The organism is Eubacterium sp. An11, assembly GCF_002161065.1.
In the GTDB taxonomy this organism is placed as follows: domain Bacteria; phylum Bacillota; class Clostridia; order Lachnospirales; family Lachnospiraceae; genus Anaerobutyricum; species Anaerobutyricum faecale.
The window spans coordinates 1-24,961 of record NZ_NFLV01000017.1 but is presented as its reverse complement, the minus strand read 5'-3'; the positions used below and the strand labels follow the sequence as shown (position 1 = coordinate 24,961).

General features: G+C 44.7%; 21 protein-coding genes and 4 tRNA genes. 1 reads left to right on the top strand and 24 read right to left on the bottom strand.

The features are described from left to right. Positions 1-10 precede the first annotated feature (10 nt). The 12 genes from B5E53_RS12500 to B5E53_RS12445 form a co-directional block, all read right to left on the bottom strand. Complete coding sequence (locus tag B5E53_RS12500; protein WP_087315540.1) at positions 11-487, bottom strand: hypothetical protein; 477 nt, start codon at positions 485-487, stop codon at positions 11-13. Between the two features lie 24 nt (positions 488-511). Then, positions 512-1,762: a BTAD domain-containing putative transcriptional regulator gene (locus B5E53_RS12495; protein ID WP_087315613.1), complete on the bottom strand. Its 1,251-nt coding sequence runs from the start codon at positions 1,760-1,762 to the stop codon at positions 512-514. 122 nt (positions 1,763-1,884) lie between these two features. Further along, complete coding sequence (locus B5E53_RS12490) at positions 1,885-2,691, bottom strand: MBL fold metallo-hydrolase (protein ID WP_087315538.1); 807 nt, start codon at positions 2,689-2,691, stop codon at positions 1,885-1,887. 63 nt (positions 2,692-2,754) lie between these two features. After that, entirely contained in the window at positions 2,755-4,458 is a 1,704-nt protein-coding gene (gene mutY, locus B5E53_RS12485; protein ID WP_087315536.1) for an A/G-specific adenine glycosylase, read from the bottom strand. A gap of 299 nt (positions 4,459-4,757) precedes the next feature. Further along, positions 4,758-5,585 (bottom strand): SprT family zinc-dependent metalloprotease, encoded by an 828-nt coding sequence (locus tag B5E53_RS12480; protein ID WP_087315534.1) that lies wholly within the window; start codon positions 5,583-5,585, stop codon positions 4,758-4,760. Positions 5,586-5,823: 238 nt separating this feature from the next. Continuing rightward, positions 5,824-6,219: a D-ribose pyranase gene (rbsD, locus tag B5E53_RS12475; protein ID WP_087315532.1), complete on the bottom strand. Its 396-nt coding sequence runs from the start codon at positions 6,217-6,219 to the stop codon at positions 5,824-5,826. A gap of 114 nt (positions 6,220-6,333) precedes the next feature. Next, a complete protein-coding gene (rpsR, locus tag B5E53_RS12470; RefSeq protein WP_087315530.1) occupies positions 6,334-6,597 on the bottom strand; it encodes a 30S ribosomal protein S18 in 264 nt (87 codons plus the stop codon). Between the two features lie 29 nt (positions 6,598-6,626). Beyond that, a complete protein-coding gene (gene ssb, locus B5E53_RS12465; RefSeq protein WP_087315528.1) occupies positions 6,627-7,118 on the bottom strand; it encodes a single-stranded DNA-binding protein in 492 nt (163 codons plus the stop codon). 17 nt (positions 7,119-7,135) lie between these two features. Beyond that, a complete protein-coding gene (gene rpsF, locus B5E53_RS12460) occupies positions 7,136-7,423 on the bottom strand; it encodes a 30S ribosomal protein S6 (protein ID WP_087315526.1) in 288 nt (95 codons plus the stop codon). 108 nt (positions 7,424-7,531) lie between these two features. After that, positions 7,532-7,711, bottom strand: coding sequence for a DUF951 domain-containing protein (locus tag B5E53_RS12455; RefSeq protein WP_087315524.1), 180 nt, complete (start codon positions 7,709-7,711; stop codon positions 7,532-7,534). Positions 7,712-7,781: 70 nt separating this feature from the next. Then, positions 7,782-11,858, bottom strand: a complete 4,077-nt coding sequence (locus tag B5E53_RS12450; protein ID WP_162611908.1) for an Ig-like domain repeat protein — start codon at positions 11,856-11,858, stop codon at positions 7,782-7,784. Between the two features lie 110 nt (positions 11,859-11,968). Then, complete coding sequence (locus B5E53_RS12445; protein ID WP_087315520.1) at positions 11,969-13,780, bottom strand: serine/threonine-protein kinase; 1,812 nt, start codon at positions 13,778-13,780, stop codon at positions 11,969-11,971. 119 nt (positions 13,781-13,899) lie between these two features. Here B5E53_RS12445 and B5E53_RS12440 point away from each other — a divergent pair, with 119 nt between their 5' ends. Beyond that, on the top strand, positions 13,900-15,027 hold the full coding sequence (locus B5E53_RS12440; RefSeq protein ID WP_087315518.1) for a nucleoid-associated protein: 1,128 nt from the start codon (positions 13,900-13,902) through the stop codon (positions 15,025-15,027). Positions 15,028-15,180: 153 nt separating this feature from the next. On the opposite strand, the gene B5E53_RS12435 is transcribed toward B5E53_RS12440, so the two are convergent. The 12 genes from B5E53_RS12435 to B5E53_RS12380 form a co-directional block, all read right to left on the bottom strand. Then, on the bottom strand, positions 15,181-16,521 hold the full coding sequence (locus tag B5E53_RS12435) for a butyryl-CoA:acetate CoA-transferase (protein ID WP_087315516.1): 1,341 nt from the start codon (positions 16,519-16,521) through the stop codon (positions 15,181-15,183). A gap of 87 nt (positions 16,522-16,608) precedes the next feature. Then, entirely contained in the window at positions 16,609-17,373 is a 765-nt protein-coding gene (locus B5E53_RS12430; RefSeq protein WP_087315514.1) for a LytTR family DNA-binding domain-containing protein, read from the bottom strand. Between the two features lie 448 nt (positions 17,374-17,821). Further along, on the bottom strand, positions 17,822-18,856 hold the full coding sequence (locus tag B5E53_RS12425; protein WP_087315512.1) for an electron transfer flavoprotein subunit alpha/FixB family protein: 1,035 nt from the start codon (positions 18,854-18,856) through the stop codon (positions 17,822-17,824). 24 nt (positions 18,857-18,880) lie between these two features. Beyond that, a complete protein-coding gene (locus B5E53_RS12420; RefSeq protein ID WP_087315510.1) occupies positions 18,881-19,666 on the bottom strand; it encodes an electron transfer flavoprotein subunit beta/FixA family protein in 786 nt (261 codons plus the stop codon). Positions 19,667-19,680: 14 nt separating this feature from the next. After that, complete coding sequence (locus B5E53_RS12415; protein WP_087315508.1) at positions 19,681-20,835, bottom strand: acyl-CoA dehydrogenase; 1,155 nt, start codon at positions 20,833-20,835, stop codon at positions 19,681-19,683. A 107-nt stretch (positions 20,836-20,942) separates the two neighbouring features. Then, positions 20,943-21,782 carry a 3-hydroxyacyl-CoA dehydrogenase NAD-binding domain-containing protein gene (locus B5E53_RS12410; RefSeq protein ID WP_087315506.1) on the bottom strand — a complete coding sequence of 280 codons (840 nt, stop codon included), beginning with the start codon at positions 21,780-21,782 and terminating at the stop codon, positions 20,943-20,945. Between the two features lie 82 nt (positions 21,783-21,864). Beyond that, positions 21,865-22,650: an enoyl-CoA hydratase-related protein gene (locus tag B5E53_RS12405; RefSeq protein ID WP_087315504.1), complete on the bottom strand. Its 786-nt coding sequence runs from the start codon at positions 22,648-22,650 to the stop codon at positions 21,865-21,867. A gap of 86 nt (positions 22,651-22,736) precedes the next feature. Then, positions 22,737-23,918, bottom strand: a complete 1,182-nt coding sequence (locus B5E53_RS12400; protein WP_087315502.1) for an acetyl-CoA C-acetyltransferase — start codon at positions 23,916-23,918, stop codon at positions 22,737-22,739. A 456-nt stretch (positions 23,919-24,374) separates the two neighbouring features. Next, a tRNA-Met gene (locus B5E53_RS12395) sits at positions 24,375-24,448 on the bottom strand. 52 nt (positions 24,449-24,500) lie between these two features. Continuing rightward, a tRNA-Cys gene (locus B5E53_RS12390) sits at positions 24,501-24,571 on the bottom strand. Between the two features lie 3 nt (positions 24,572-24,574). Further along, positions 24,575-24,646, bottom strand: a tRNA-Glu gene (locus B5E53_RS12385). 4 nt (positions 24,647-24,650) lie between these two features. Beyond that, positions 24,651-24,723 (bottom strand) — tRNA-Asn (locus B5E53_RS12380). Between the last annotated feature and the right edge of the window lie 238 nt (positions 24,724-24,961).

Here is a 24,961-nt window from a genome sequence, read left to right as displayed (position 1 = left end):
CCCGTCTGCTTTATTTTCCCACCACGTAATCATCCATGGTGCTTGTTTCTATTTCAGTTAATGTCAGATCTCCGTCGATGATTTTAATGAGATCCAGAGTACTGGAGAATTTCTGTTTTTCTCCTCTCTCCATCCAGAACAGCTCGCCCTGCCAGGTGGAATTCTGCCGGAACTTTACAGTAATAATGAAGGTCCCCTTTTTCCCCCTCTGGCTTACGATGTCATTCTGATCTGTCACTCTTTGTTTTTTCTCCCTATTCTGTGTATCTGATGCGTAAAAGCTGCGGCTTCGGGTTGAGGACTGTGGAAACTGTATATCATCAAAGAATTTTTCCATTGTCCTGAGTAGCTGCACGAGATTGGAAAACGTCAGCGGGCCTTTCTGATAACAATGATACAGTCTGCCGGCTATTTCCCCGTCCAGGCTTTCATCTACACAGACATTAACCAGATTAGGAGCAGATATATTGATAGGATATTTTTCCATATTTGTCTCCCTCTTCTAGAATGATTATGCCTCCCAGCGGATTCCGTTTTTCTGAAATACAATCTGCGCGCTGTCTTTATCCGCGTCAGCAAGAGACGTAATGTAGAACTCAAGATGTTTCTTCCAGGATTTGTGCTCTCTGGAGAAATATCGCTCAATCCGGTCAAAGATCAATCCACAGTTCTCCTTATTGGTTCCCACAAGAAGAATAAGGAACTGGCTTGGATTATAGCGTGTAAAAGAATCTCCCTTACGTAAGCAATGCTTGATGGCAGACATCAACTCTTCCGACATAGTACCAAGCTTCTCCGGATCTTCCAGAGGGGCTCCCTTGCCATCCACCAGGGAACAAAGCATCAGATATACGGACTGCCCGTTTCTCTCCATGATACGGCGCACCAGCCGGTAACTGTCTCTGAATCTCGGAAGCGTCATATAGAAGGCTCCTGCCTCAATCTCTTCTTCCCGCAGGCGGCTCTTGATACCACGAATGGTCTGCGGCGCATTACTCATACGTTCACTCATATATTTGAACTGGTCGATCATCTTCTCTGATGGACTGATTCCCAGTTCTTCAAAGAATAGCTTTGCCGTTGATTCATATTCGTTCATGGCTTCCTGATATCGGTTCATCGCCATGAAACAGTCAATGCGGACTGCCTGCCACTCATCAAAAGGATACATGGCGCAGGCCGGTTCGCAGAGCCGGAGAATATCTTCATATTCTTCTTTCTCCCACAGGTAATCACAGAGCTGCTGCAGAGCACTGCTGTACATTTTTTTGCACTGTACACTCTCTATAAGCACCCATTCTTCCTCTGAGGATCCCGGAAGCAGCTCTCCTTTATATAAGTTGCACGCCTCCCGCAGATAGCCCATCTGCCGGTCCTCGTCTGTTTCTGCCTCCGCCTTCTGAATGAGACGATTGAACTCATGGACGTCTACCTTTGTCTCCATCGGCCCATTCCAGTAATAAATTCCTTTTGAGATTTTGATATAATTATGCTCTGGCAAGCCCATGTTTACCAGCATTTTCTTCAGCCGGTATGATGTTACTCGCAGACTATTAGGCGCGTCCGCCAGTTCTTCCGCCTTATAAAGATTCTCGATCAGCTTATTACGAGATATCCCTTTCTCTCCATAGTACAGAAGAATCTGCAGCAGCTTCATTGCCTTTGTTGTCGTATTCCTTGAAAAAGAAATCGGCTCCTCTCCAAACATTAAAGACAATCCTCCCAGCATCTGCACCTTCAGCACCGGTAATTTTATATCCATAGATTTATCACCCTTTATATAATTCCCCATTTTATATTGATTCTTTTATTATTATAAAACCGAAAAATAAAAAAATCAATGTCCGTTCGTGGAGAAATATGAGCATTTCACGTACACTCATTTCATAATTCGATTATTTCTCCATCATATGGGACAAAAATTGTTCCCTTAAAATACTTTTTTGCCTCTTTTTTGTACAGTGATTTCCTGCGGCGGATATTATCATCCTCCGTATGCCAGAGCAGAAGATTCTTCACCTCCAGCCGGTCAGCCAGCTCCGCTGCGTCCTTTACAGTACTATGACATTTTTCATAAGGTTTAAAAGTCTCCCTCTGTTCATAAAGGCAAAAGGCCTCATGCAGAAGATAATCCGTCCGAAAAGTATAATCGTAACAATGTTCCTGATAAGGCTCATCCCCGCAGAAGGTCAGCCGTTTTCCGTTATTGAGCGTTGTCACAAATCCAAATTGTTTTGCTTTTGTGGATCGTATATCGAAAAACTTTACTTTGTAATCCAGGATCTGTCGTTCTTCCCCGTCTTCCACCTGGTGGATGAAGATTCTGTCGTCAAAGAGCTTCATGATTTTTCCCACCAGGGTCATCTCACAGATCTTTCTGATAATCTCTGTCAGCTCGTCATGACAGTAAATATGAAGATTTCCTTCGTAGGCGCCATTTCCCATCAGCTGGCCGACATTCCGGATGATCCAGATAACACCCAGCAGATGATCCGTATGTTTGTGGGTCACGAACAATTCATGAATATCCCTCACGGACACCTGCGCTTTTTCCAGACAAGTCAAAATCCCGTTTCCTCCTCCTGCATCCACCATGAGATACCTTCCCTTGCTGTCCTGCAGCAGAAAACAGGTGTTAAAACATTTCGTCACCGATGCATTCCCTGTCCCCAGCACAATCAATTGTTCCATTTGCTCACCTCCGTAAAAATGTACCGCTCACCGGCATCAGGCCGGCGTCTGTTTCCTCTGGTTTTATTCCTGCATCTGTTTTTTGTAGTATTCAAAGGCTGATGGTATCGCGTATTCTTTCTTCGCCTTCTTCTTCGATACCAGCATCCAGTCTTCACTCTCTTCCGGAATCTGCGGCAGCTCTTTGCGGCTGTCCGCCGGACTGTCATCTTCCACAGCAAAACCGGCCATGATACATTTTTTCAATGTATCCACTTCCGAAAAGGTTCCCGAACTACCGCTTCTTTCTGTTTCTGTAATTTTCGTCAGCCGAAACAGATAACCGGTCATATGCCATTCCACATGGGAAAAAATATGTTTCCCTTCTCCCAGGGAGGCCATTTCTTCTATGGTATAATCTGTTCCGCGCAGCCAGTTTATCATCTGTTCCCGCGCTTTCTCCAGAGTGTATCTTCCCTGTTTATTGGGAAACTCCCATAAATCCGGAAGCAGGCCGCCGGCAGGCCTTTTGTGGAGCAGAATATCCCAGGAGCCTTCCGTCTGCCCATCAGATTCATGTTCCACCTCAATGAGAAATATGCCTTTTTCTTCTATTTTTCTTGCCTTCTTTTTGGCTTTCACCGGAAACTCCGTCTCCCTGCCGGATTTGTGAGCCTGACATACACTCTCCCAGGGGCACTGTTCACACAACGGCTCTCCGTTAGGCAGACATACGGCGGACCCAAGATCCATTAACGCCTGATTAAAATCTCCTGCTCTTTCTTTCGGGAGTACACGACGAACTTCCCGGCTGATCTTTTTCTTTACCACCTGCCTGGTAATGTCTCCGTCTTCTGCCAGCAGCCGGGAAAATACCCGAAGTACATTTCCGTCCACTGCCGGTTCCGGCAGTCCAAAAGCGATGGAGGCGATGGCCCCGGCCGTGTATTCGCCGATTCCTTTCAGCGACAGCAGCTGTTCATGATTTCCGGGCAGCTCCCCTCCGTATTTTTCCATAATAGTAATGGCGGCCGCCTTTAAATTCCGGGCGCGGTTATAATAACCAAGCCCTTCCCATAATTTCATCAATCTCTCGTCATCCACTTCGGCCAGAGACTTCACATCCGGCAAAGCCTCCATCCACCGGTCATAATATCTTTTTACGGCTTCTACCCGTGTCTGTTGCAGCATGATTTCAGAAATCCAGACATGATATGGCGTGGGATCGCTTCTCCACGGCAGAATTCTCGCATTATAATCATACCATTTCAAAAGGATATCACCGATACCTTCCGGCGCCGCTTTCAGAGGGCCGCAGATCACTTTCCAGTTCTCTTTCAGACGCTCCAGCGAAAAAGCTGCGTTGGCAGGGCTGGTGGACGACAGTTTTTCTGCCTTCTTTCCCGTCTGTTTTTCCTGGTATTTCTCATAATATTGATAAGATTTGGCGCCGTTACAGTAAATAGCCTCAATGGACGCTTTCTCAAATATCTCACTCAGATTGTTGGGCTTCACATTTCGTATGCTGCTATCCGAAGAGCCCTCAATATCACAGCTGTGAATCACATCCCATAAAGCGATGTGGTTCCTGTGCAGAAAATCTTTCTTTTCTTCTATAGTCTGCGGTACTTCTTCTGACAGCACCCCGGCAACAGTCTTCCAGAAACGATTCTGTGGATGTCCATAAAAAAAGTTCTGTTCCCGCGATTTCACAGAAGGAAAACTTCCCAGAATCAATATCCTGGAATCCTTGTCATACAGCGGTGGAAACGGGTGCTCAATTGCCATTTTTTCTTTCCTTCCTGTTTTTACTCATAAATTCCGCTTTTTTCCCAAAGCATATTCTTTTTAATTATAATACATTTTCTACATAAAATAAATTTTTTTCCGAAAAAAAGGCTGCTGTAAAATATGCCTTGTTACAGAATATAATGAATTCTTCTCTAAAAAATTATATCCCATATATCAGGCAGATTTCACAACAGCCCTGCTATTTTCTGTATATTTCCTGACACTCCCCATAGCTAAAGCACGGATCCTACGACCCATTGGATAAAATGGATGTCAGTACACAACTTACCCGGAAATCAAAAAATCTCGTATTCTTTTCCATGTTTATTCAGCCAGTTCTGACATTCCCTGTATTCCGGCATGATTTTCTCCACCTCGGTCCAGAAGGACGCCGAATGGTTCATCTTTTTCAGATGCGCCAGTTCATGGACAATGATATAATCAATGATTTCCACCGGCAGCATGATAATCCTCCAGTCAAAACTCAGACATTTTTTCCGGTTGCAGCTTCCCCATAGAGTCCTCTGATCTTTGATCTCAATATTTTTATAACTGAGCCGGGCCAGAGCTGGTCTTGCATTCTTTCTCTTGCCGGCAATCTGCACATGATTGAACTTAAGATGCATCTTCTTTCCAAAATCTGCAGTCTTCTTTCCAATAATGTCCGCTGCACATTTCTTATAATAGCGCATAACACAGTAACGCAAAAATCTCTGATTCACATTATCCGTCCGGATGGTAAGAATCTGTCCTCCCTCCGGTCTCTCTTCCACATATAAATCCGTGTCTTCCCCCTGAGAGAGATATTTGACCCTCAGCTCCATATCCATATTTCCGAGAAACGGCAGCATAAGCCCGCTGTAATACTGAATACGCCCGTCTTCCAGCTCCAGAGTAACCGGGAGAGCCTGATGATTTCGCTTTTTCCGCCACTCATACTCCCGCCAGATTCTGTCCTCATTGATCCGGACATACTTCTCGGCCATCTCACGGCTCATCCCTACAGGCACCTTCATGCTGACGGACAGATCGTCGTTCACCACAAAGCTCACACATCTGTTGTCCACGCTTATTATATTAATATCAAGGATTTCTGTTCCGTTCTGCACCTGCAAATGTGTCATGAGCCGCCCCCTTCATATGCCGATTCCAAAAATGACCGTCATAGTACAAAATAATAAAAGGAAGCACCTGCGAACCCCTTCTTTCGGCTGTATACAGCCTGCCGATATGACGCAGGCACTCCCCTGGTAAACTACTGTTATTTTGCAGTATAACTCTTTTTTTTGCAGTTTTCAACACATTCAGAGAAAGTAACTGTATTTTAATAGTTTTGTAACGATTGTTTGCAGAAATGCAATATCAGAATACCACTCCGGCTCTTAAAATCACATTTGGGTATGGAGAAAATTCTCCTGTCCGGATGGCAAATCTGCATTTGCTGCTGAACTTCTTCAGATCTTCATGAGGCATATACTCGACCTCTGCATCTTTCAGAGAATCCTTGATATATTCTTCCAGATCAGGATTGAACTCTTTGATTTCATGGGCAAGATAATATCCTTCCACGCAGGTTTCTTCCAATACCGCGTCCATGACCTGTTTGAAGGTAGGAACCCCGGCTGTAAGTACAAGATCCACGACTTCCACATCTTCCGGAATCGGCATGCCGGCATCACCAATCATAAATAAATCTTTATGTCCCAGTGCCGCAATGAGATAGGACAGCTGCGCATTTAAAATTCCTTTCTTTTTCATGTTAACCTCCCGTTTGTTTGTCATATAGGCTGTGTTGCACTGCTGTTTTTATTAAAAAGAATCGCAGCAACTGGTACTCCCAACTGCTGCGACAATACTATGCTCTAAGACACATTATTCTACTGTGTAAGGCATCAAGGATACGTGTCTTGCTCTCTTCACTGCCACAGTGAGAGCTCTCTGATGTTTTGCACAGTTACCGGTAATTCTTCTCGGTAAAATCTTGCCTCTCTCAGAAACGTATCTCTTTAACTTATTAACATCCTTGTAGTCGATGACTGAATTATTCTTATCTGCACAGAAAATGCAGACTTTTTTTCTTCTGCGTCCGCCTCTTCTTCTCATGGAAGAATCGCCGCGTTCTTTGCTGTATGCCATTTGATATTACCTCCTAAATTCCTCAAACCTTAGATAAATGGCAGTTCCTCTTCAATTCCTTCCGGAATTGTCATGAATCCATCGCTCACCGCTTCTGACGGAGCCGGACGGCTGGTCATAGTCGGCTGTGGTTCCGGTGCCGGAGCCTGCGCTCCCTGATAGCTGTTCTGCTGATATCCTCCGCTGTAGTTTGCTGCCGCAGCTTTGCTCTCAGCAAAATCCTGCTCCTCCACAACAACGTCTGTGGTATACACCTTGACACCATCACGATTCGTATAACTGCCTGTCTGAATTCTTCCGGAAATAACAATCTTTGTACCCTGTTTCAGATACTTCTCCGCAAACTCGCCCTGTCTTCCGAATGCAACACAGTTGATAAAGTCTGCGTCCTGGTCGCCTTCTCTCCGGAATCTTCTGTTAACTGCTAAAGTATATCTTGCTACGCACGTCGCCTTCTCTCCCTGTGAGTATCTCACATCAGGATTCCGGGTCAGACGTCCCATCAAAATTACTTTATTCATGGAATTCCTCCTCTTCGTTATGCATCCTGTTTAACGCATAAATATCTGATGACTGGCTCCATGATACGTACACGCTGTTCAAGCTGTGCCGGGCAGTCACTGGATGCATCGAATTGGATGAAATAGTAATATCCCTCTCTCATCTTCTGAATTTCGTAAGCTAATCTTCTCTTACCCCATTCATCAACGTTAGTAATCACTCCACCGAATCTTTCGATTAAAGCTTTCACTCTCTCAACGGCTTCGGCTCTAGCGTCGTCTTCGATCTTTGCATTCACAACCAATGCTAATTCATACTTATTCATGGTTATTCTTGCACCTCCTTCTGGTCTTCTCGGTCCTCCCATCTCGGGAGAACAAGGATTTTCACACTACAATGACCTATTCTACCATAGAGCTTTCACAAAAACAAGTTATTTTTTTACATATCCGCGAAAGTTTTTCTCCACGGTTTTCCGCGGAAGCATGACTTGCCTGCCACAGCCGCTGCACTGCAGCCGAAAGTCCATACCTACCCTCAGCAGCTTCCACTCATTGGCTCCACAGGGATGCGGCTTCTTCATTTTAATCACTTCTCCGACCTGAAAATCCATGCTGCATCTACCTCCATACGCTAACTATAACAAAATTTTTCTGCCGCGTCAAAAAACTTTACGGGCGTTTCTATGCTTTTTCCTTCTGATTTTTCCGGGACTTTCTCCTGAAATACACCACGCCGCCTGCAGACACCGCTGCCAGTCCCGACACCATCAGTACCCAAAATGCCGGACTCTTTGCAGGCCCGGAATAGCGCTGTTCCTTCCTCTGTTTTTGTATAAAGTTCTCTATCTCCTTTGCATCCTGTTCTATCCGCCTCCATCTGTCAGCCATTGAAGCGTCCATCACCACACAGCTTATCTCTTCGCCGGCTGCGGCCGTATCCAGGCAATTCCCTGCCCGGTCCCATGCCTGATAACTGATTATCTGCCTTCCCTCCCAGGCCGGTAATTCTTTTACCACGCTGTGACTGCTCTTAAGATCCTCCGGCATGATCCGAATGGTCTGCCCTTCCCTGCGCTTTCTTCCCTGTGACCGATCCTGCTCTTCTTTCTCATTTCCATATTGTACATCCAGCTCCTCATATCGTATGTTCAGATCCATATAGGCAAACTCGCAATTATCCATCACAGTGATCACAAACGGATGCTTTTCTTCTTCATAATATTCTTCTTCCAGCCCACCGATCTGAACTACCGGCGGCGTCCTGTCCACCGTAAAAGAGATGGGATGACCTTTCAGAGTAGTACTGGTTTCTTTGATCACTCTTTTCCTTCCGTTTTTTACTACATAACCACTGGATTCCAGCGTAATCTGATACGTCCCTTCTTCCCGAAAATTTTTCTCTGAAATATAATGCCGCTTCACATACCATCCCTTCCTGATCCCGGAAGAATTCTTTTTGGTAAACACCGCATATTTCCCATCCCGGGTCTCCTGCTGTAATACCTCCTTCCTCCGCAAATCCTTTTGTTGAACATTTTCCTGACGAACTTCCGGATATAGTTCCCTCCAGCTTTGATTATCTTTCAGAATAGTGACTCTCGTGTCCACCGGATCGACACTGTACTCCGTAATTACAATCCCCTCCTGCTCACGCATATATCCTTTTTTAAGTGTTTCCTGAAATTCATCCTGAAGCACATAGACAGAACCAAACCGATTGACGGTAAAGAGGATCCCCCCGCCTAATGTTTTCTGATTGCCCGCAAGATCTCTCGCATAAGCCTGCAGCTGATAAATGCCGTCATTCTCCTCTTCATGGGCAACATCCATCCAGGTATATCTCTTTCCGGCTCTTTTTCCCAATATCTCTTCTGTTTCCACTGCTATCCGTCCGGTCTTTTGGGAGCCATCGATCCTTTTCAGCTGTACATGTACTGTCTCACTATCAAGATTTTTATCGGAAATCGTTATAGCCGGGCGCACAGTCCCCGCATAAGACATTTTATCTGCCACGCCTTCCACCCGGATATCCGGCTCCGTGCGGTCAATGACAAACTGAAGCGTATGTTCTGTCTTGGTCACATTTCCTGCCAGATCTGTACACTGAAACTGTAAACAGTATTCACCGTCTTTCTTATAACGCTTTACCGCCTGATAAGTGTTTTCTCCCATCGGCCGCAGCGATATAGTTTCTTCCTTTAATCGGTTTTCTGTCTCTTCCTCCTGCCAGACTTCCAATTCCTCTTTTTGAATATATACGGCGGCATTTTCAGTGTTGATATTGTTATCTTCCACACTGAAAGTGACATCCTGCGCCGTACGGTAATACTTTCCATTTTCTGCATTACCCGCATCAATCTCCATGCGGATAACCGGAGGTGTTTTATCAATAGTGAACGCCGTATCTCCGTCCCACACCGCTTTGTTTCCGGCATAGTCTTCCGCTGAAAGCCTTATCCGGTAATCTTTGCCATCCTCCGCAAACACGACCTGACATCGGTGGATCTCTCCGTCCCCCGTCCATTGACTGATCCGGTATTTCTGATTGGATCCGGCGATCTCCCACCGGACGGAATCCGGGTTAAAATTTCTGTCTCTGACAGTGACCGTTGCCGTTCTGGTACAGTTATAATACTTCCCATTCTTCGCACTGCCGGTATCGTAGGCAACCCGAATCTCCGGCTGTATATCATCCAATACGACTTTGTATTCTTTATATTTTGCGGTCGACACATATCCCGAGTTGTCCGTCAGCGATACTTCGATCTCCACAGGCTGTTCTTTGCAGCTTTCCCGGAACTTTTCCGGTTTGATGTCCATAGTCAGTGTCTCCTGATAGCTTATGTCCGGATCTTTCGTCTTGTCCGCTTTTTTGTCTGTGATTATCTTTTTCCCATCGCCGGCCCACAATCTGAACTGTGCGATTCCCGCATGGGAATCTTCTCCCTGTGCGGTGACCATCGCCGGATTCCGGTAATATTTTATTCTTGCCTCCTCATCGGTATAATCCGCCTCTGATAACTCAAACGAAAGCGTACTGCTGTTTTTGTGCATGGCCTTTGAGGCAAGAAGCAGTCCCGGACTGCTGACTTCTTCGCTTTTCTTCCCGGCAAAGTTCTCCGCCTGCACGTAAATTCTCCCTTTGAAATCTTTTTGATTTACCCGGATTTCTATACAATATTCCAGAAGATTCTCCTTGCGGACATCCGTTTTCTCATTCTGACAGATAACGGAGGCCCACTCCATATGGTTCTTATCTTTTTCATTTTCTTCACCAAAATAATAGGAAATCAGTTGTACCCCGCTGATATCATCCCTGGCCGACACCGATACTCTGAACTGCTCCTGTCCAAAATACTGATACGACTTATATGGCATAAAATAATCTTCGCTCCAGACACGGACTTCTATTTCCGGCGGCGTTGTATCATAGGTACACTCTCCCGTCTGCACCGGACTTTTCCATCCACAGCCATCTGTCACCCATCCGGAAAATGTATGATTCGCCTCTTCTTTTATCTCTATTTCCGCCGTATTGATTCGTTTTCCTTCCTCATAATGGCTTGTCCATGTCATTGTATGAGAATCTTCGTTCTTCACCGGACAGAGCAGGCTCCCATCAGCCAGAGTTAAAATATCTCTGAGAGCAAAATCTCCTCCATTAAAATTCTCCTCCTCTATCTCTATTTTTACAGTGGGCTTATCCGTAAAATAGCTCCGTGTCCCCTGAACTTTTTCCGGACTCTGCACATACGCAAATGTTCTCAACACCGGGGCCGTATTATCCAGAGTGTACACCGGCCCCTCATATACTCCCTCTTCCATACAGGAAGCGGTTTCTTTACCTTCCACATCGTCTTTCCGGGCCGTCAGCACATTCCCGGCATGATCTTCATATTCAATCTGAAATTGATAATGTCCTTCCTCCTCCCACTGATATTGCAGGATAAAATCGTCACCTTCCTGCTTCCACTTTCCTTCGGCCTGCACATACTGTTCCCATTGCTTTGTCACATTATCTTTCGTTCTGTTTTCATAGTTTTCCTTCCATATGTTTATCTTCACATTTTCAGCAGAAAAATAGTCCTCCTGAATCTTCACCGTAACCTTTCCTTTCCCGGCGGCAGACACTTCACAATCCGGAGATGTAATGGCCTTAAGTCCCCGCTTCATTCTGCGGTTTACATTGCCAGTGGAAGCACTGATATCACTGATATCCCGGACATTTTCATAGACAACAGACAGCTCCGGCGCTCTTTGATCTATGATAAATTCCTCACTTGCCGTTTTCAGTTCTCCCTCCTTATCGGACAATATTATCTGCCATTTTCCCTGAAGCTGAAAAAGAAACGTTATCCGATCTTCTTTTATCTCCCGATTAAGGATCTCATAGTATCCATTCTCACAGGAATCACTACTATCGCCGCACTGTCCGACAGCTTCTTCTGCCACCTGGTCCCGGGGTACGGCGCAGAGCATTATATCGCTCTCCCCTATTTGCTCTCCCTGTAACTGTATGTATCCTTTTACTCCCTTATCATAATAGTCCGTTCCATCTACCTGACAGCAACTGACAACCGGCAGAAGCTCCATGAACATCTCCTGTGCTCCGGCGTCTATTTTGAGCATGAAAACACATACTGCCACAGCCGCAAATCCTGCCATATATAACTTATAATTTTGCTTTCGCCGCCTTTTCCATCGCCGCTTTCTCTGCGCCATCTTAAAAAAATACCAAAAAGATTGGTAAACTTTCATTTTGCAGAATACTGCCGCTGCTGCCAGCAGAAATACTACAATTCCTATACAGCCGCACAACGCCAGAAATCTCCACATTTCCACCCTTTGCATAAACTGTCCACTTTGTCCTATCCCATCTGCTCCCCTCCCTGTCGCAGGCCATTTTCCGCCAGCTCAAGCTTTCGTCCGGCATCTTTCACCAGATTTTTCAGGTTATCTATCTCTTCCTTCTCTCTGAACTTCTCTAAAATAGTGATCCTATGCTGATCTCTTTGGGCCTTCGGCCGAACATCAGTATTACTCTCTGATTCTCCTGCGGCATCGTTGTCTGCTGTTCGGTATATCCTGTCCAGCTCCTTCTGTAACTTCTCACCGGATATTCCTCCTTCCGTCAAAAACTGAAAGGCAAAACTTCCTATCTCCACTGCCACCTCAGCGGAAATCATATATACCGCTGCTGCCTGTGACGGCGTGCTATTTTCATGAATCGTAACGGAATTTAACTGGCACAGAGTATCAAAAAAATCCGCATACCCGCTTCCCACCTGCTCTCCGCTCCTGTCAGCTCCTGTCGTCAGGAAAGAATTATAATAGGAAGAAATTTCCTTATACAACAGCGCCCGCTTCCTTTGAGACGCCGGAAGACTGTTCCCCGGAGCATGAACGGCATCTTCAAACCAGACCTGTGCAGCCTTCTTCCCCTCTACAGTTCCCATATGAAAAAAATATCCGATTCCCACGTTGTAACAGAAACCTGCATAAACTTTCGGCTCCTGCTGCCGCAGAATTTCCAGCACTGGTTTACTCCCACTTTCTTTTCCTGCCATCTCAAGAATATTCATCAGTTCTACTGCGTCTCCCACTTGAAAATCATTGGTCCTCACATACTGTGTCAAAAGACTTTCATAAATTTGCCGGCAGTCAGGAAGAAGCTTTAATGCCTGAATATAATTCTCTTCTTTCCTCTTCCCGTTTTCCGACCGTTCCGCCTGTTCCACATAAATTCTGACAGCATCCAGCAGCGTGTCTTTTATGGCGATGCGACAGAAACACACTGTCCACACACACATTGCCATCCCCAAAATCAAAAGAACAAACAGATATATTTTCATTTTTTCCTGTCTCTGATACTTCCCTGTATTTTCTTCCAGATGCGCCAGAACATACCCGGCCTCTTCACTGCTTTGGTATCGCTCCTCCGGATTTCGCCGGGTGCAGGTCATAATAAACTCTTCCAGCCCCGGAGAAAGAGCCGGATTCCACCGGCGGACAGGGTAGATTTCATAGGGTGGCTGCTCCGGATTCTTTCCGGTCAACAGATGATATAACGTTGTCCCCAGGCAATAAATATCCGTCCTCTCATCCGACTGTCCGCCAGCCGTATATTGTTCCGGAGCAGCATATCCCCTTGTTCCCAGGCACACCGTGTCTTCCCACGCCGCCTTCCCCCGGTATTCTCTCGCAGTGCCAAAGTCTATGAGGACGATCTTCCCGTCAAGCTTCCGCATTACATTGGAAGGTTTTAAATCTCTGTAAATCACAGGAGGATTCCTGGTATGGAGATATGAGAGTACTTCACAAAGCTGTATTCCCCAATTTACAGCCACTTTTTCTTCTATCACCCCGCATGTGTTAAGAAGTTCTTTCAAAGTATGACCAGAAATATATTCCATAATAATCAGAAGATAATCTTTCTCAATGATGATATCAATGATTTCCGGCAGTCCCGGATGATCAAGGCTTTTTAAAATGTCAGCTTCCCTGATGCAGCGCTGCCTTAGTTCCTCATACCCGGCATACTCCTGCCGGCAGACTTCTTTAATGGCACGCTCTATTCCCAGAGTCACATGCCGCCCCAGATAAACCGTGCTCATCCCGCCCCGTCCCAAAATTCTGATAATCTCATATTTTTCATCGATAATCTCACCTGCCGTCAGCATTGTCTTTCCTCCCTTCCTTATCACCGCTGCCGTCAAAAAAACATGGTTTTCTCTCCTTTCCAGTGGTATACTTAACTTTCAGACATTGACAACGCAAATGTACAAGGAGTGAATATTTTATGATAGCCAAAGACGATATTGTCATCAGAAAAGCCATTTTACATATTCTGGACACTGTGCACGGGGATTGTATCCTCTCCAACACACTTCTGGATCCAGGTCCCGATTTATATGAATTTATCCGAAATCACATTTATAAAATTGTCATCAGCGATGATACCAAAGACTGCGAATTCAATCCGGAGACATCCCCCGTTTACTCTGTCCTGGCCGCCTGGGATGAATCTGACGAGGAATCCTTTATCTCCACCAGCCAGGTTATTGCCGAGAAACTGTATACAGCCATGGCCCAGGGACTGGATATCCCTGCTGCCGATCTTTTGTTTGTAACCTTTCAGGCGGAAGGCGTTATCTATCTGGCACTTTTAAAAATGAATTATAAAGAAAGTTATACCCACGAAATCTCTGTTTCGGATATCTCTGATGATGGTCTTTCCGATACAGATATCTCCGCTGATACGGATATTGACTCTGGTACAGATATCTCCTCAGGTATCGCATCCAAACGAGAACCAGCCACAGCGGAAGTCCACGCAGATATTGTAAAATCCCGGGCGCTGCTTCCCGCTTCCAGCACACGAATCCCGGAAGCCATCGTCATTAATCTCGATGATCTGCATATTAAACTTCTGGAAAAAAGATATGAAGTCAACGGAGAAAAGGTCTTCTATCTCTCCGAGAATTTCCTCGTCTGCCATACCAGCCTTCCTCCAAAAAAGAAGCTTAATATTCTGACCAGAGTAATCAATACCATCTCTAACAAATACGACGGCGCTGATCTTAAAACCAAAATGGATACCAAAAGCGCTCTGCAAAAAGAATATGTGGACCGCCAATCCTTTGATGTGGAGGAGATCGGCAATCGGCTTTTTGGAAATAGTCCGGAGAAGAAATCCGAATTTGATGAAAAAATGGAACAATATGACCTGCAGTTTGATAACTTCACTGTCACCAATGAGTCAACTGTCAAGAAGCTGGAAAAACAGATTATGGTCACCGACAGCGGAATCGAGATCTCCATTCCCATGGAAACCTATAACAAACTCGCCAATCTTGAAGTCCAGACGGACGTCACCGGTAAAACCACAATTATTATCAAAAACATTGATAATCTTATTCTAAAATAATAACCTGTCCTCCGCATGAGAATTGAATCTGAAAAGAATAAAATATCCCCTTACACGATTTCTCTTCTGTGTAAGGGGATATTTATATTTCGTTTTATCCCGGCCTGATTCCGGTTATCTATGACCGAAATCTATGCCGCTTAAAACGCTTTATTATTTGTTGCTTCTTCTCCAGATCTTCATCTTCTCAGCTTCTGCAATAAGTTCATCTCTGAAATCCGGATGAGCGATGCTGATTAACGCCTCCGCTCTTTCCCATGTGGACATTCCCTTCAGGCAGACCTTACCATATTCTGTCACTACATAGTGCGTATTCGGGCGTGTGTCAGTAACAATAGAACCTTCCGCAAGAGTCGGACGAATTCTGGAATGCATTACACCGTCTTTGGAGGTAAAGGTGGAAGAACAGCAAATGAAGCTCTTACCGCCCTTGGATGCATAAGCACCTAATACAAAATCAAGCTGTCCGCCTGCTCCGCTGATCTGCTTGGTTCCGGCACTCTCCGCGTTGATCTGACCGTACAGGTCGATATCTACCGCATTATTAATGGAAATGAAATTATCCAGTTTGGAGATAGTGTCAATGCTGTTGGTGTAATTTACCGGTGCGCTCATACATTCCGGGTTATCATCCAGATAATCGTACATCTTCTGCGTTCCGGCACCAAAAGCGTATACCTGACGTCCCCGGTCAATGGCCTTTCTTGTACCGGTAATCTTTCCGGCCTTTGCAATGTCCACAAAGGCATCCACGTACATCTCCGTATGTACTCCTAAATCTTTAAGATCAGACTCAGCGATCATGGAACCAACGGTATTTGGCATACCGCCGATACCCAGCTGCAGACAGGCACCATCCGGAATCTCTTCCACGATTAATTTAGCTACGGCCTTATCCACATCTGTAGGAGGCGCTCCTGCTCCCATCTGTCCTATCTCCGGATTGGAGCCCTCTACAATGTAATCAACCTGAGAAATATGGATACCCTCTTCATATCCACCAAGACATCGAGGCATCTTCTCATTTACTTCCACGATGATGACATCTGAAATCTCACAAACTGCTTTCATGTGGGAAGCATTCGGTCCAAAATTGAAAAATCCGTGTTTATCCATCGGAGCAACCTGGAACATAGCAACGTTGATATGACCGATGTGCTCTCTGTAATAACGTGGAAGTTCCGAATACCGAACCGGCGCATAATATACAAATCCCTGATTAACCGCTTTTCTTTCAATTCCACTCATATGCCAGGAATTCCATGTGAAATGCTCCGCTACATTTTCCACCTTGAAAATCTCCGGAACCCATAATAAAATACCGCCACGTACTTTAACATTCTCCAGTTCGTCTGCTCTGGCAGCGAGAGCTGCGTCCAGTGCAACCGGTGTACCAGTTGTCCAGCCGTAGTCCACCCAATCATTGGAATTCACAACTTTCACGGCTTCTTCTGCTGTAACCAGCTTTTTTGCGTACTCTTTAATATAGCTCATGCGTTTCCTCCTTGAAATATTCACAAAATTCGCAAATAATAGCATGACTATATTGTACCATTGTTATAAATCATGGTCAACCGTGAACTATTTCCTCCGCTCTGTGGTTCCTTCCTCACACTTATCTTCCATGCCGCTCTCCAGCAGAATATTCACATTGGCCTTATACTTCTTTGAGACTGGGATAACAAATTGGTCATGAATATGGAGGACTCCCTGTGATATATTCAGCTTGCTTATGTGCATGAAATTCACAATATAACTTCTGTGACAGCGGATAAAATATTCCGGAAGAACCCTTTCCATCTCGCGCAGAGAGCCGTAAAATGCCAGCTTCTCCTGACCGCTGTAAAGAATCAGCTTCTTCTCCCTGGCTTCCAGAAATAAGATCTGTGTATAACGGAAATATCTCCTCTCTTCGCCGCTGCGGACAACGAGACTATGGGTATAGGCTTCCTTCTCTCTCTGCTCATAGCAATATGCCATCATTCGCCGTATTGCTTCCATTGCCCTGGGTCTGTCCAGAGGCTTCAGCAGCAGCAGTGTCGGGCACAATTCCGGTGTCACATACCATTCCGGCGATATCTCCGGTTCTATGATAATCATGAAGGCTGATTCCGGATACAGCTTCCGAAACCTTGCTGCTTCTGATATATCCTCACTGCTGCTCATCTCAAAAATGAGCAGGTCCCAGACTCGTCCTGTACCTTTCTCCATCTGTGCTCCCAAAGACGAACCATACAGATCCGTTACCTGTGCTTCATCTCCTGTCAGGGCTGCACAACATCCGCAGAGCTTATGTAGTATATCTGCTTCTTTCTTCTTATGACAAAAAATTAAAATCGAAACCATTTTTCATCTCCTGTACGGAAGCAAAATATAACTACAATCCTCCTTCCTCTTCCAGCGCTTCCAATTATCTGACTGCAGAAACAGTATAACACATTTTTTTACAAAAATGCGAAAAACTGACAGAATGTACTATTTTCCTGATAAAAGAAATATTTTTGCAGTAAAAAGAAAAAGGACCGCAGCCATTGACTGCAGTCCTGATTATTAAAAGATTGTCGCACAAGTTTGCGCAGGTACAATTCTTAAAATATTCTGTTGTAACAGGAGCAAAGATACTCCGTTCTCCCTACGGTCATCATGCGCCGTATCTGTACGTAACATCACTTCCGAAAGAAATGTATCTTTATTCTCTGTCTTTGTGCTGTCACCAAAGGAAAATCAAAATGAACAGGCCTGTCCGCTTCTTTCTATTCTCCTTATCTGGCACAGCCTCTCATCATACGATGAATTATTTTCCAGCCTGAGCTTTGATTGCCTCTGTCAGCTTTGGAACGATCTTCAGAGCATCGCCAACGATACCATAATCAGCTACATCAAAGATAGGTGCATCCGGATCTTTGTTGATAGCGATGATGATATCAGACTCTTCCATACCAGCTACGTGCTGGATAGCTCCGGAGATACCGATTGCAAAGTATACCTGTGGACGAACAGTTTTACCTGTCTGACCAACCTGCAGGTCTTTCGGTTTCCATCCGTTATCTACAACGGCACGAGAGCAGGATACTGTTCCGCCGATTGCTTCAGCCAGATCATCCAGAAGTGCAAAGTTCTCCGGTGAGCCCATTCCACGACCGCCGGATACCAGAATCTTAGCTGCCTGAATGTCAACTGTCTCGGAAACAGATTTCACGATATCAAGGATCTCTACATATTTGTTATTTTCTTCGAATCCCGGATTGAATTCGATCACTTCTGCCTTAGCGCCCGGTACAGGATCTTTTTTCTGCATAACGCCTGGACGTACTGTAGCCATCTGTGGACGATGGTTCGGACAAGCGATAGTAGCGATGGTGTTACCACCGAAAGCAGGACGTGTCATTAATAACTGTCCCTGACGAGGTTCTGCGTCTCCACGAGCTTTGAATTCGCCGATTTCAAGAACAGTACAGTCAGCGGTAAGACCGGTAGCCACACGTGCGGATACACGAGGACCCAGGTCACGTCCGATAGCTGTAGCACCAACCAGAAGAATTTCCGGTTTGTATTCATTGATTACAGAAGCCAGTGCATGTGTATATGGCTCTGTTCTGTATTCTTTTAAAGCCGGGTCATCTACAACGATGACTTTATCTGCGCCGTATTCAGCCAGCTCATCCACAAGACCTTTTACATCATATCCGATTAAGACTGCTGTTACGTCTGTTCCTAAATCTGCAGCAAGATCATTTGCTTTTCCAAGTAATTCTAAAGCGATGGAATCAATTTTATTATCAACCTGCTGAGCATAGATAAATACACCTTTATATTCTTGTAAATTCATTCTATTCACCACATTCCCTTTATATTAGATAACATGTTTAGTTAACAGTTTGTCCATGATGTAATCAACGCCTTCTTCTGGTGTTTCTGCTGTCATCATGACACCTTTGCCTTTACGCACTTTATCGGAAGCTTTTGCGATCTGAGTAGGTGAACCTGCAAGACCAAGGTTGCTGTCATCTACATCTTTAAGATCTTTTCTTCCCCATGTTGTGATCTCTGCGTCATATGCATCGAAGATTCCGCCCGGTGTCATATAACGAGGTTCATTTAATTCGGAAAGTGCTGTGATTACACATGGCATTTTTGCTTTTAATACATGATATCTGTCGTCAAACTGACGCTGAACGATAACGCTGTCGCCTTCTACTTTGATATCCTGTGCATAGGAAATCAGAGGAAGATCAAGATGTTCAGCGATCTGAGGACCAACCTGAGCGGTATCACCATCAATAGCCTGACGTCCGGTGATGATCAGATCATATTCAAGATTGCGGATTGCTCCGGCAAGTGTTGTGGATGTAGCCCATGTATCAGCTCCACCTAAAACTCTGTCTGTAACAAGGATACCCTTGTCAGCGCCCATAGCCATAGCTTCACGAAGAACTTCTTCTGCTTTTGGAAGACCCATTGTGATCGCTGTTACTTCTGCGCCAAACTGATCTTTTAATCTAAGGGCTGCTTCAAGACCTGCTTTATCATCCGGGTTCATAATTGTGAGCATGGCTGCTCTGTCCAGAGTTCCGTCCGGTTTAAACTTAACTCCACCTTTTGTATCAGGCACCTGTTTAATACATACTACGATTTTCACAGTATTTTCCCTCCTTATTTCAATAAGCTGCCAGAAATAACCATACGCTGAACTTCGGAAGTTCCTTCGTAGATCTCTGTAATCTTAGCGTCACGCATCATACGTTCTACATCGTATTCTCTGATGTAGCCGTAACCACCGTGTAACTGAACGCACTTGGTTGTTACTTCCATTGCTACTTCTGCAGCAAACAGTTTAGCCATAGCAGCTTCTACAGAGTAAACTTTCTGTGTAGCTTTTGCCATTGCAGCTTTGTAAACCAGAAGCTGAGCAGCCTGAACTTTTGTAGCCAGGTCAGCCAGTACAAACTGTGTATTCTGCTGCTGAGCGATTGTTCTTCCGAACTGTTTTCTCTCTTTTACATAGTCAATGGTAAGATCCAGAGCACCTTCTGCGATACCCAGAGCCTGAGAAGCAATACCAATACGTCCGCCATCCAGTGTATGCATAGCGATACCGAAACCTTTGCCCTGCGGTCCAAGGAGGTTTTCTTTTGGAATACGGCAATCCTGGAAAATCAGTTCATATGTAGCTGAACCACGGATACCCATTTTCTTTTCTTTTGTTCCAAATGTAAATCCTGGTGTACCTTTTTCTACGATAAATGCTGAGAAGCTCTTTTTCTTTCTTCCTCTTGCATCAACTTTAACGTCTGTTACTGCGATGATGATATAAACATCTGCGTAAGATCCGTTGGTGATGAAACATTTGGATCCGTTTAATACCCACTCGTCTCCATCTAAAACGGCTTTTGTCTGAGCGCCCTGCGCGTCAGTACCAGCGCCTGGTTCTGTCAGAGCAAATGCGCCTAATAATTCGCCTTTTGCCAGAGGAACCAGATATTTCTGCTTCTGTTCTTCTGTACCATAAGTCATGATAGGGTCAGCACAGAGAGAAGTATGTGCAGAAACGATAACGCCTGTAGTAGCACAAACTTTGGACATCTCTTCTACACACATGATATATGTCAGAGGGTCACAGCCCTGTCCGCCGTATTCTTTTGGAAATGGGATTCCCATGAAACCTAATTTCTGCATTTTAGCAACGGTTTCTTCTGGGAAATGTTCTGTCTCATCTACCTCCTGAGCAAGAGGTTTTACTTCGTTCTCAGCGAAATCTTTGAAAAGCTGTCTAGCCATTTCATGCTTTTTGCTTAATGTGAAATCCATTTTCATTCCTCCATTTAAATTGGTTATTCGGCAGGCCAAATGATTTCCTAAAACCCACCTAAAGCCGCGGGGCAGAGTTGCCCCACGGCATTATAAATTTACTTAAATTACTTTCTGTAATCGTAGAAACCGATACCAGATTTCTGTCCCAGTTTTCCTCCACGAACCATTTTTCTTAATAATGGATGTGGACGATATTTAGGATCTCCTGTCTCATGGTACAGAACTTCCATGATTGCCAGACAGATATCAAGACCGATCAGGTCACCCAGAGCCAGAGGTCCCATTGGATGATTTGCACCTAATTTCATAGCTGTATCGATACCTTCTACAGAAGCAACACCATCTGCATAAATACCAACAGCTTCGTTGATCATTGGAACTAAGATTCTGTTAACTACGAATCCGGCAGCTTCTTCTACCTGTACAGGAGTTTTGCCGATTTCTTCAGCGATAGCTTTGATCTTGTCAACCATATCATCTGGTGTGTTGATACCAGCGATAACTTCGATTAACTTCATAACCGGAGCCGGGTTGAAGAAATGCATACCGATAACCGGTCTGTCTAATCCTGCACCGATCTCTGTGATGGATAAGGAAGAAGTATTTGTTGCAAACATACAGTCAGCTTTTACGATATCCTGTAACTCTTTGAAAGTCTGTTTTTTAACTTCCATGTTTTCCAGAGCTGCTTCTACGATTAAATCAGCATCTGTACAGATATCTTTTGTTCCTGTAGTGATTTTAGCAAGGATAGCATCAGCTTTGGCCTGATCCATTTTTCCTTTAGCAATTCTCTTTTCAAAGCCTTTGGCAATTTTGTTTTTGCCGTTTGCAGCAAATTCATCATTAATATCGCATAAATATACTTCATAACCTTCTGTCTGAGCAAAAGCCTGAGCGATACCGGAACCCATTGTACCTGCGCCAATAACTCCAACTTTCATTGATTTTTCCTCCTAAAATAATATATAATTTTGCCTGCATCCCGTTTTGATAAAACGGAATGCAGGACTTATTCACTATCAATTAGCAATTTTTAAATGGCTCTTTTACCTTATCTTTGTTTTTGTCAAGGAAGAATGCCATACCATATTTCTGGTCTTCTGTCTCGAAGCAGCTTCCGAATAATTTCTCTTCGATCACGATAGCTTCGTCCATTCCAACTTCCAGACCCTCGTTGATAGCTTTCTTGCATGCGCGAACGGCAATCGGAGCGTTCTTTGCAATGCCTTTTGCCATCTTGAGCGCCTGAGGCATAAGCTCTTCAGCTGGATATACTTCATTAACAAGGCCGATTCTGTATGCTTCAGCAGCCTTGATATTACGTGCAGTATAGATCAGCTGTTTTGCTTTTCCTGGTCCGACAATACGAGCCAGTCTCTGTGTTCCGCCAAATCCAGGAGTGATTCCAAGACCGACTTCCGGCTGACCAAATACAGCGTTTTCAGAGCAAAGTCTGATATCACAGCTCATGGAAATCTCGCAGCCGCCGCCTAAAGCAAATCCATTTACTGCAGCAATAACAGGGATTGGTAAAGTTTCGATCTTTCTGAAGATATCGTTACCAGCTTTACCAAATGCTTCGCCTTCTTCTTTTGTCAGTGTGCTCATTTCTCCAATGTCTGCACCTGCAACGAAAGATTTCTCTCCGGCGCCTGTTAAGATAAGACATCTGATGGCATCTAAGTCTACGGCATCGATTGTTGCATCCAGCTCTTTTAATACTTCACTGTTTAATGCATTTAAAGCCTTTGGACGATTGATGGTAATAATACCAACCTGTCCATCTACTTCGTAATTAATGAATTCCATTGTTATGTATCTCCTTTCAGATAACAAATCATATCATGGAAATCACCGGTATCAGTAAAAACTGCTACCGGGTTATTCTATGGAAATTAATCTCTTTTAACGATTGTAGCGCAGCCCATACCACCGCCGATACAAAGTGTAGCAAGACCTGCTTTAGCGTCACGTTTCTGCATCTCATGCAGTAATGTAACAAGAATACGGCATCCTGAAGCTCCTACCGGATGTCCAAGAGCGATAGCTCCACCGTTGACATTTAATTTAGCCGGATCAAATCCAAGCTCTTTGCCAACTGCCAGAGACTGAGAAGCGAAAGCTTCGTTTGCTTCGATCAGGTCAAAATCATCAATGCTCATGCCTGTCTTAGCGAGAACTTTCTTAGTAGCTGCAACTGGTCCAACACCCATGATAGCCGGGTCAACGCCGCCTAATGCGCCTGCAACCCATGTAGCCATTGGTGTAACACCAAGTTCTTTTGCTTTTTCTTCGCTCATAACAACGATTGCTGCTGCACCGTCGTTGATACCTGAAGAGTTAGCAGCTGTTACGATACCGTCTTTCTTGAATGCCGGACGTAATTTAGCGATGCTTTCTGCTGTAGTTCCAGGACGTGGTCCCTCATCTGTATCAACGATCACTGTTTTCTTTTTCAGCTTAACTTCTACAGGAACGATCTCATCTTTGAACTTACCAGCTTCGATTGCTGCTGCTGCTTTCTGCTGAGAATTAGCTGCGAACTCATCCAGCTCTTCTCTTGTCAGTCCCCACTGTTCAGCAACGTTCTCTGCTGTGATACCCATGTGGTACTGATGGAAAGCATCTGTCAGGGCATCGTTAACCATACAGTCTTTTAATACGCCGTTGTTCATTCTGTAACCAAAACGAGCCTTGTCCAGACAGAATGGAGCCATGGACATGTTCTCCATACCACCGGCAACAACGATATCAGCATCGCCAGCGATAATCTTTGTAGCTGCCAGGTTAACACAGTTAAGACCAGAACCACAAACGATATTGATTGTAGTTGCAGGTACCTCAACAGGCAGTCCGGCATTGATGGAAGCCTGACGAGCAACGTTCTGTCCTAATCCGGCCTGAATTACGCAGCCCATTAATACCTCGTCCACCTGATCTGCAGCAACATTTGCCCTTTTCAGGGCTTCTTTGATAACGATGGTACCAAGATCTGCTGCAGGTACTGTGCTTAATCCTCCACCCATAGTTCCGATTGCGGTACGACAAGCGCCTGCTAATACAACTTTCTTTGCCATAATACTAATTCCTCCATTTTTAATTATCAAAATTACTAAATGATAGTTACTCTGGGCTAGAAAATATCTAGTACGATGTGTTAAGTTTATCACAATCTCGGATTCTTTGCAATAACATTATAATATGTTTTTTCTTTTAGCGCTACCTTTTATTTAATTTTCACAAAAACTTCTCTTTTTACACTTAATTGCTTTTCTTTATCCGATTTTGGACAGTATATTATAAAGAAATATGTCCTGGACGTGAATTTATGGATGATTTTTGATTAGATGGACAAATATTCTATATGAAATAAGAAAGAATCCTGCAAAGCAGGATTTTCCGCCTGCGGCGGGTCGCGAAAGCGGCATCTTCTTATCCGCCGCAGTGCGATCCTCGCGGAGCGTTTTTTATTTCATAGGAAATTGCATTCCTATGAAATAAAAAAGGCCATCACTGATTGATGACCTTGGAAATTGCGGGGGAAGGATTTGAACCAACGACCTCCGGGTTATGAGCCCGACGAGCTACCAGACTGCTCTACCCCGCGATATTAAATTAATGAATGTAAAAAGAGACTAATCATTGACTAGTCTCTGAAGAGGCGTCGACCAGATTTGAACTGGTGATGAAGGTGTTGCAGACCTCTGCCTTACCACTTGGCTACGACGCCATATGACTCCTAGGAGATTTGAACTCCTGTTACCGCCGTGAAAGGGCGGTGTCTTAACCACTTGACCAAGGAGCCAGAACTCCCCGAGTAGGACTTGAACCTACGACAGCGCGGTTAACAGCCGCGTGCTCTACCGACTGAGCTATCGAGGAATATCTTTCAGGGCGCACCCTGAAAACTGCACACATTATATCAGATTTCTTATTCTTTTGCAAGTGTTTTATGGTCATCTCGGGAACTCCGTTCCCTCGATGTGGTTGCTCCGCAACCTCATCCACATCCATGAGCCATGCACCCTGTGAGAACCTCCGGCTCTCTCCGTGTGCCTGTCTCCTGTCTGTGATGACCTTTCTCCGCTTGAGGTCAAGCTTTCGACCGATTAGTAGCAGT

Excerpts from the sequence above, each read along its gene's own strand:
- B5E53_RS12500 (WP_087315540.1), bottom strand. The coding sequence starts at position 487 with ATGGAAAAATATCCTATCAATATATCTGCTCCTAATCTGGTTAATGTC.
- B5E53_RS12495 (WP_087315613.1), bottom strand. The coding sequence starts at position 1,762 with ATGGATATAAAATTACCGGTGCTGAAGGTGCAGATGCTGGGAGGATTG.
- B5E53_RS12490 (WP_087315538.1), bottom strand. The coding sequence starts at position 2,691 with ATGGAACAATTGATTGTGCTGGGGACAGGGAATGCATCGGTGACGAAA.
- mutY (WP_087315536.1), bottom strand. The coding sequence starts at position 4,458 with ATGGCAATTGAGCACCCGTTTCCACCGCTGTATGACAAGGATTCCAGG.
- B5E53_RS12480 (WP_087315534.1), bottom strand. The coding sequence starts at position 5,585 with ATGACACATTTGCAGGTGCAGAACGGAACAGAAATCCTTGATATTAAT.
- rbsD (WP_087315532.1), bottom strand. The coding sequence starts at position 6,219 with ATGAAAAAGAAAGGAATTTTAAATGCGCAGCTGTCCTATCTCATTGCG.
- rpsR (WP_087315530.1), bottom strand. The coding sequence starts at position 6,597 with ATGGCATACAGCAAAGAACGCGGCGATTCTTCCATGAGAAGAAGAGGC.
- ssb (WP_087315528.1), bottom strand. The coding sequence starts at position 7,118 with ATGAATAAAGTAATTTTGATGGGACGTCTGACCCGGAATCCTGATGTG.
- rpsF (WP_087315526.1), bottom strand. The coding sequence starts at position 7,423 with ATGAATAAGTATGAATTAGCATTGGTTGTGAATGCAAAGATCGAAGAC.
- B5E53_RS12455 (WP_087315524.1), bottom strand. The coding sequence starts at position 7,711 with ATGGATTTTCAGGTCGGAGAAGTGATTAAAATGAAGAAGCCGCATCCC.
- B5E53_RS12450 (WP_162611908.1), bottom strand. The coding sequence starts at position 11,858 with ATGAAAGTTTACCAATCTTTTTGGTATTTTTTTAAGATGGCGCAGAGA.
- B5E53_RS12445 (WP_087315520.1), bottom strand. The coding sequence starts at position 13,780 with ATGCTGACGGCAGGTGAGATTATCGATGAAAAATATGAGATTATCAGA.
- B5E53_RS12440 (WP_087315518.1), top strand. The coding sequence starts at position 13,900 with ATGATAGCCAAAGACGATATTGTCATCAGAAAAGCCATTTTACATATT.
- B5E53_RS12435 (WP_087315516.1), bottom strand. The coding sequence starts at position 16,521 with ATGAGCTATATTAAAGAGTACGCAAAAAAGCTGGTTACAGCAGAAGAA.
- B5E53_RS12430 (WP_087315514.1), bottom strand. The coding sequence starts at position 17,373 with ATGGTTTCGATTTTAATTTTTTGTCATAAGAAGAAAGAAGCAGATATA.
- B5E53_RS12425 (WP_087315512.1), bottom strand. The coding sequence starts at position 18,856 with ATGAATTTACAAGAATATAAAGGTGTATTTATCTATGCTCAGCAGGTT.
- B5E53_RS12415 (WP_087315508.1), bottom strand. The coding sequence starts at position 20,835 with ATGGATTTCACATTAAGCAAAAAGCATGAAATGGCTAGACAGCTTTTC.
- B5E53_RS12410 (WP_087315506.1), bottom strand. The coding sequence starts at position 21,782 with ATGAAAGTTGGAGTTATTGGCGCAGGTACAATGGGTTCCGGTATCGCT.
- B5E53_RS12405 (WP_087315504.1), bottom strand. The coding sequence starts at position 22,650 with ATGGAATTCATTAATTACGAAGTAGATGGACAGGTTGGTATTATTACC.
- B5E53_RS12400 (WP_087315502.1), bottom strand. The coding sequence starts at position 23,918 with ATGGCAAAGAAAGTTGTATTAGCAGGCGCTTGTCGTACCGCAATCGGA.